The following is a 7,280-nucleotide window of genomic DNA, read 5'->3' as shown; positions in this document are numbered from 1 at the left end:
TATTTGCCTATTTAATTCCAAATACAGAGCCACTTTTGATTCCGCTACCGCCATCGGGAACATAACAAACGGGCTACAGAACATTGAATATTTCCTTTGCCACATTATCCAGATCAAGCGAATGCTCCGGGATATCATCTGAAAAAGTGAGACCCATTTGATCCACTAATATTCTTTTCAACTCAGATCTTATTTTGTCGAAATCCTTTCCCTGGGAAACAATGTCATTAACATAACTCTTGTACTCATCACTGGCAATAAAGTGCGGGACATCAAGCGGGTTCCATCGGGCTAGTATTTCGTTGATTTTATTAAACAAGTATTTACTCATATATTATTATTTTTTACTCCGCTCCCACCAGCGGAAAGATGATCAGAATTACTTGCGGTTTATAAAATATACTTCATTAAACTTTGCTTTAATTGCATCTGGATCTACTCCCAAGGCTTTCATTTCGGAATCAGTCGTAACAAGCCGCTCTTTTATAAATGAGAAAAGGGGTCTTTCCTTGTACAGCCTGTGCATGGGTCCTTCGAATGCCATAAATCTTTCGCTTTTGATATAATATGAATATCCATCCTTATTATAGAAATAAAGCCTCTGATCAGCATTTTCTCCTCTGAAAACTATTCCATATGTCAATAATCCAAGAAAGAAAAATGGAATTAATAATGCGAAAAAGAAAGTTCCGCTAATTACTTTTATCATTAGCTTTTCAGCATTTATAAATACCATTACAATTGCCAGTAATACAATTAAGCCTATATTCAAGTATTTGCCGAAATGAAGATAATTATCAATAATATTATTACTGAGACTTATATTTTCAGCTACAGTTAGCTGGATAATTAATATCAGAATAGCAATCACTATAATCCAAATGCACGCTTTACCTGAAATTATGATAAACTTATTTTTCTTCATTATTACTACCGGCTATTTATCAATCAACAATTATTTTCCACTTCTTCCGCTCCCGCTGTATGGAACGACGGCAGGCTTTGTTAAATTTATTAATTACTTGTAAAGCCTCTCAGCCTCTTTAATATTCATTATTTTTGGCTTTCTATCCTTAGTACATAATACAATGATAGTTTCCTCACTGCACTGTTTACCTGCCCAGCCATAGTAATGATCTATATTATACTGTTTACTGAGTTCCAGATTATACGTAAACTTTACTTTGCCTTTGGCATTTATCTTATAAACAGAATATGGATCATAGGTTGAGAAACATTCCTCACCAAACCGGTTGCCCCAGAGCTGCGAGAGGCAATGCTTACCTATCAGTTCAGCCACAGAGTCATTGTCAAGATCTTTTATGTCCGTTAACTGAAAAGTTTGACTGTAAAACACTTCTTTTGGAATTCCCAGGCTGTCCAGCATTACGACATGGATGCTTCCTGGATCACTGGCAGCAGCATATCCGAAGACCATCAGTGCAGGATAATTCTGCCTGCTCTTAAGCTCAGGTGAAATATAAACGTTTTTAGATTTAATCAGATTACTCTTAATTAAAACAGAATCAAATAGGGCTTCTTTGACTGTAAAGAACCCCGCTGAATCAACCAGTGTAAAATCTTTATGCCCGGGATATTTAATTCTAAGCCTGTCCATGCTATCTGTGCTTTCAAGGATTATGTCGTAAATCTTCCCTGATTTCAGCCAATCTATGGATACCTTCTCCAACTGCTTTGGCTTGGATTCCTGAGCCGCAATGTTTGTGCAGCAGAGTAATAGGGATTGCAGCAAGAGTGAGATTAATAGTAATGGTTTCATAAATATTGTAATGTTTTATTTTCCATTCCTCTGTGGGTAACCACAACTGAAGGGAAATAGAATTTAAGAATTAGAGTTTATTAGTACGACACCCTGTACCAGTTATTTTCAAGCTTTTTGTTCCCATGGCCATTTCTTTTTATCATATCCTCGAATTCCTTTATCTTTTCTAGATCCTCAGTGTAAACGAAGGCCGAATAATGATCAAGAAATCCTCTGCTGATATAGAATTCCACTGTAACTGATTTATCCTTGCCATATTCAATTGCAATATCATTTCCGCCATTGGATATAGGTGGAAAATATAAATAACTTAATGAACAGATAACATTATTATAAGAAACATTTGGTTTTAGAGTCCCATTTTTAACTTTCTGCACAATTTCATTTCTGGTTGCCTGTCTTAAATGCCAGTCCAAATATTCAATTGGTACTTCTGCAAACAGTGAACATACAGCTATAACAATGGTCGCATAAAAGCCGAACTTCTGGAAGCCTGTCTGTATATCGTTACCAGACTTGTATAACCTGAATCCAAGCCAAACCGTGAGACCTAATCCCAAGAGCAATAATGAAGGGACCACGAATATTCCAACAAAACCATTAATCCAGTAATATGGGACAATGCATAGCGAACTTGCCATAATAAGGCAGATTGCTGCTAAAACTGTATTTAGTTTTATTTTCATTAATGAATTTTCATATTATATAATCATGCCTAAATATCTGATTGCAAAATGTCCCTTACTGATCTGTTTTAATTCGATACAATCCAATGCGCTTGAAAATCCCCTCCAGTATTCAATACTGTATACAGTTTTGCCATCAGCGTCAACTTTAGATGAAGCGAATTGAATAAATGCTGATTTTTCATCTTCTATATAATCTTTGCATATGTCTGAAGAGGTTCTAGAAATCTCAGGCTGAAGGACATCGAATTCATACCAGTCATATCTTCTTTGATAAATTACATCCTTTAGAATCTTAAAATTCAGCGTCCCATTTTCCACCAGATTAATTACAGTTTCGTCCTTATAGTAGCTTTTAAAAAGAATGATCTTAGTTGAATCAGATGAATTATGGACGATCTTTTCAGTCTTGCAATCAAAGACGTGGAGCTTATTATATTCATAAACAGCAGGATTTGTAACTGAGCAGCCATACAAAACTGTTAAGCATACAAATAAAGTTGTGATAGAAATAAATCGATTAATTCCGGCCTTCATTGCTGATATCCGTTTGATAGTATTTGGTTTTCCATGCCTGACACTTAGAAAGATTTTACTACTGGCAGTTTTCTTTCGAAATGCCAAACCACTTTCCTTTATTTTCAATGTAAGTTCCACGCAAAATATTTTTTTCATTAAGTTTAAGCAAGGATAATGTGAATAATTATTTATGCTGGAATCCCAGATAGCAAAAGAATCTAATTTCCGCTCCAGTCATGTCCAATGGAGAAGAAAAAGTCTTCAGTTACAGGATTAATGTTATTAAGTGTATTTTTAATCAGATCCTTATCAGACAATAATATCAAGTCCAGCCCTGAATTAAAATCACTTATAGCTTTCTTCATATTTACTTCAATCAAAGTCGGAGCCATAATGGTATTATACATTTTATGTTCATCATAGTATATCCATAAGACCCGAGTGTCCTCAGAATCTTTATATGCTTCAAGATGCCTTTTCTCAATTTCACATCCGTAACAATCGGCGTAGGGATCCCTGTTCTCAAGAAGCACAGTATCGCCATTGGCAAGAGCAATCTTCCAGGCTGCGGTACTATAATCTTCACCAATCTGTTTGATTTCCTTGATCTCATCATGCCGGTATATGCGCTTCATACTCCAATGATATTCGAATTTATTTAATGAATCTGCATCTGAATATAGATAAGCCGGGGACTTATATCTTTCAGCAAAATATTTGGCTATGCCTGGAATAACTTCCGCCTCGATGCGGAGTACCGGGTTTCTGAACTGATAACCGATTATTGGAACAAATGCCGTCTTTCCGGCATGCTTGCCCAAAAGGTAAGGAACAACCGGAGTTGTATAAAATCCCAATCCAGCCTTAAGGGAATGGAATGAGTTTTCATTAAGTTTGGTGACAGCAATATCAGTTTCATAATCAGGATTAAAATCAGAACCCCAGAGGTCATTTATATGGAACTGGTAATTCCAATTGTAATCACCCTTACTCCAATACCTAACATAAGAAAAAGAAGAAGGGACGAACAAGTTGCCGAATGTAAATCCCATTGCATCATTATCCGTCAGCCCCTTAAAAGCTGCAAACTGCAATGATAATACGTTGAAATTATTTGTAGACATCCCAACTGAGAATCTGCATTCAACTTCATTTTTCCTCAGGGGTCTTCCGGGAACCATATGCTGCACTGTGGAGCATCCCTGAAAAATAACTGTAAGTAGAAATACTAAGCAATATTTTCGCATATAGATAATGGCTTTAAACAGAAAATAAAATGGATTTAATTTTAATCTGAAGTCCATATTTCTTTATCAACCCTACTTAGGATCCAATTATTATTTACTCTGTCAAAGAAGTAATAATTCTTTTCTCCGGAGCCAGATGTAATATCCAGGTCTATTCGTAAAAATGCTCTGTTATGTTGCTTATTGAAGCCGACCCTTGATAATGTAATAATACCGTATGATTTTGGGTGACTTGAATAAAACTATTCCCAGAAATTATCTTTCATTTTCTTTAAACTATCGCTACTGAGGACATGATAGTATTTCTGGTTTCCTTCCAGATCCTTAATAAAGCTGCTAGAAGAGTTCTTATTCAGAAAATCTCTGTAAATATCATTGCTGATTTTATTTCTTTCTCCGAAACTGGATTTAACCAAGTTTGAATCGGTGTAACCGATGGTATATTCCTTAATAATTACCGGCCATTTATCTCTTCCGTAGCGTGCAGCCCACGTTGGAAAGAGACTATCAACGGCAGGTGGCTTTAATAGTATTCTGTATATCATATACTCTTCCTCCAGGATCCCGGATAATCCCGGAGATCTGTCATCGGAACAAGAAAACATGACAATGCAGAAAACGAATAGAATCCAAAGTAGTGATTTCAATGAAAATGCTCCGCTAATATTGTATTGATTATTTAACATTCTTCATCGTTTTCATTCAAGTCAGCAAACTCCTCCTGAATAAAGTTCAACAGGTCTTCACTTATAGTGTTTCTTTTTAGATCAATATCTACCCACTTGGAATGTTTACTGCCGCTTTCACTGTTAGGAATGAGTGACAAAGTTATTTCTGGTTTGCTAAAGTTAATAATACGTGAGGATTCAGTAATGCAGTATCCTAAAATATTCTGATATAGCACCGTGCGGGTCTTGAAGACTCCTATTTGTACAACTTTATTTTTGTCAAATAGAAATTTTGCCTTAAATGCAGAGACCAATGAGTAATTAAAACTCAGTACGAGTAAAAATCCCAGCGAAGAGAAAGTTATAATCCCCCTTGCATTAATTTCACCATAGAACAGAACAGGAGATAGCATCATAATTGCAGATACAGTTATCAGAGGTATCAGCAAAAGGCATTGAAGTACTTTTGACTTTGTTGAAAGTTCTACTATTTCGTTATTAGGATAACTATGATGCTTCATGTTTCTAATTATGTTTTATTCTATAATCACCAGACCGGAATGGAAGTCTTTTATTTATTTTTCTCATTGCCTTTACCCGCTCCCGCCATCGATTATGTATGTCCTATTTTACTTTTCATAATATCCATCCTGCAGGATTACTTTCACTCCACACTCCTTCAGTCCATCAACAATTTTATTAAGTAAATCCAGATCTTTGGATAAAAACCAGATTGTACCATGGTATGAAAATACAATTAAGAGGTCACACTTCTTTGCAAAGACTAAAATATCCTGATAACTGAATTTATTCGGATAATCTAAGAACAGACCCATAAATTCCTTGAGATCAGGTATTTTGATCTTTCCCACATACTTCTTTTTCCACTCAAATCTTTCAAGATACTTCCTTATTGAATCATCCTCCAGTTCTTCTTCAATAAATGATGGGAGCCAGGAAAATCTCGAATACTCCAGCCTTGCAACGAATTCCCCTTTGACATATTTGGAAATAACGGTATTAATAAATTCAGAAAACGAATTTTTATCTGTCATGGGACTGTCTAGGTCAAAAGATGTATTGTCTTTATACTGTTCTATTTCAAGCCCATACCATGTAAATATCGCCTTTAGAGAAGACACTTCCTCTGGATCATTCCAGGTTCGGTATTCAGTTATAGTTAACATTGTATTCTCTGATAATTTGCGATTTGTTCTTCCGCTCCCGCCGTCAGTAACGGGACCAGGCGAAAGAAAATCATTTAAGTTTTGTGCTAATTTATGGCCGGTGCAGTATATATCTGTCATTAGGCTCTTCACCTTCAAAGTAGGCTAACTTATTGTCAATACATATGAGAATTGCAGCCATACCTCTTCCTATTATTTGATTCAATGCTTCAGATAATGACAGCACATGACCGTCTATTTCACTCAACTCAGAAATAACGTAGCATTCTTTTCCTGCACCTTTCGACTTAAGCTTCTCATAAATATCTTTAGAACTGCCATTTACTCCTTTAACATACTTTGGATCCAGTTCATTGGAAATACTATGAGGAAGATCCTGGAGAAACTTGTTTCTTCCCTTCTTAGATGTTACGAGTGAAAGATACCGCTCCTGCCGGTCTTTAATTATGAACGTTTTTATAAACAATTCTTCTCTGTTAAACATGTTTTCATATATAATAAAAAATGAGTGAGTATTTTGATATTTTCTTCCGCTTCCGCAATCCGAATGGAGTATGCAAAATATTAGATGTACTAGTCCTGAAGATAGCCCAGAAATATTTCCTTTACTTTTCCTTTCTCAGTAGTAATCCTGATTACGTGTTGATCCTCATTTTCGTCCATGTAGTCATAATGGCCAAGATAGGAATTATTATTCTCACCATACAATTTAATCATTTTGGAGACAGGATCCCCAATGGTTAAACTCCGTTTTGTAGAATACTTGTTGCTTTTGATAAAAAAACCCAGGCAGGTTGAATCATCATAGAATGAAAAATCGATATCTTTATAGTGCCATGTGCTGATTTTGATTTCAGTATCAATTGGGTGTTCCGAAATGGAAATTGAGTCTGGTTTACCCAAACGCGTCATTAAAGTTTTTTCATTTATTTCTGTAGAAAAACCGTTAACAATGAAATCAGTGGAATCTAAAGGCTGGTCTTTGCCTTTGTAAATTATGAGCTCTACTTTATTATTCCATTGCCCAACAATAGATCTAGCTTGAGATCTAGCTTGGCTAAACTTTTCTTTGTCGGAATTTGGACAGGTGTTATCAAGAGATAAAATGATGAGCAGCAATAAAAGTGAAAATTTCATTTTCTAATTCCCTGTAACTATTTAAAAGGATCTATTATGTAGATAATTAACTA

The 7,280-nt window shown here is 35.5% G+C and carries 11 protein-coding genes; all 11 read right to left on the bottom strand.

The genetic code is table 11. The annotated features are described in order from the left end of the window. Positions 1-73: 73 nt before the first annotated feature. Positions 74-331, bottom strand: coding sequence for a hypothetical protein (locus HF312_15330; protein MCU7521590.1), 258 nt, complete (start codon positions 329-331; stop codon positions 74-76). Positions 332-379: 48 nt separating this feature from the next. Then, positions 380-925, bottom strand: coding sequence for a hypothetical protein (locus HF312_15325; GenBank protein MCU7521589.1), 546 nt, complete (start codon positions 923-925; stop codon positions 380-382). 93 nt (positions 926-1,018) lie between these two features. Continuing rightward, complete coding sequence (locus HF312_15320) at positions 1,019-1,780, bottom strand: hypothetical protein (GenBank protein ID MCU7521588.1); 762 nt, start codon at positions 1,778-1,780, stop codon at positions 1,019-1,021. Between the two features lie 80 nt (positions 1,781-1,860). Next, on the bottom strand, positions 1,861-2,469 hold the full coding sequence (locus HF312_15315) for a hypothetical protein (protein ID MCU7521587.1): 609 nt from the start codon (positions 2,467-2,469) through the stop codon (positions 1,861-1,863). Positions 2,470-2,484: 15 nt separating this feature from the next. Next, entirely contained in the window at positions 2,485-3,114 is a 630-nt protein-coding gene (locus HF312_15310) for a hypothetical protein (GenBank protein ID MCU7521586.1), read from the bottom strand. A gap of 92 nt (positions 3,115-3,206) precedes the next feature. Continuing rightward, the gene (locus HF312_15305; protein ID MCU7521585.1) at positions 3,207-4,292 is read right to left on the bottom strand and encodes a hypothetical protein; all 1,086 of its coding nucleotides are present in this window, start codon (positions 4,290-4,292) and stop codon (positions 3,207-3,209) included. Positions 4,293-4,477: 185 nt separating this feature from the next. Next, positions 4,478-4,882 carry a hypothetical protein gene (locus HF312_15300; GenBank protein ID MCU7521584.1) on the bottom strand — a complete coding sequence of 135 codons (405 nt, stop codon included), beginning with the start codon at positions 4,880-4,882 and terminating at the stop codon, positions 4,478-4,480. Between the two features lie 32 nt (positions 4,883-4,914). Beyond that, positions 4,915-5,424: a hypothetical protein gene (locus HF312_15295; GenBank protein MCU7521583.1), complete on the bottom strand. Its 510-nt coding sequence runs from the start codon at positions 5,422-5,424 to the stop codon at positions 4,915-4,917. Positions 5,425-5,532: 108 nt separating this feature from the next. Continuing rightward, positions 5,533-6,210: a hypothetical protein gene (locus HF312_15290; protein ID MCU7521582.1), complete on the bottom strand. Its 678-nt coding sequence runs from the start codon at positions 6,208-6,210 to the stop codon at positions 5,533-5,535. Further along, a complete protein-coding gene (locus tag HF312_15285) occupies positions 6,182-6,574 on the bottom strand; it encodes a hypothetical protein (GenBank protein MCU7521581.1) in 393 nt (130 codons plus the stop codon). Before HF312_15285 ends, HF312_15290 begins: the two co-directional genes overlap by 29 nt. An 89-nt stretch (positions 6,575-6,663) precedes the next feature. Then, on the bottom strand, positions 6,664-7,227 hold the full coding sequence (locus HF312_15280; protein ID MCU7521580.1) for a hypothetical protein: 564 nt from the start codon (positions 7,225-7,227) through the stop codon (positions 6,664-6,666). Between the last annotated feature and the right edge of the window lie 53 nt (positions 7,228-7,280).

The sequence above is a fragment of the Ignavibacteria bacterium genome (genome assembly GCA_025612375.1).
In the GTDB taxonomy this organism is placed as follows: Bacteria; Bacteroidota; Ignavibacteria; order Ignavibacteriales; family SURF-24; genus JAAXKN01.
This window is presented reverse-complemented; position numbering and strand designations above follow the sequence as displayed.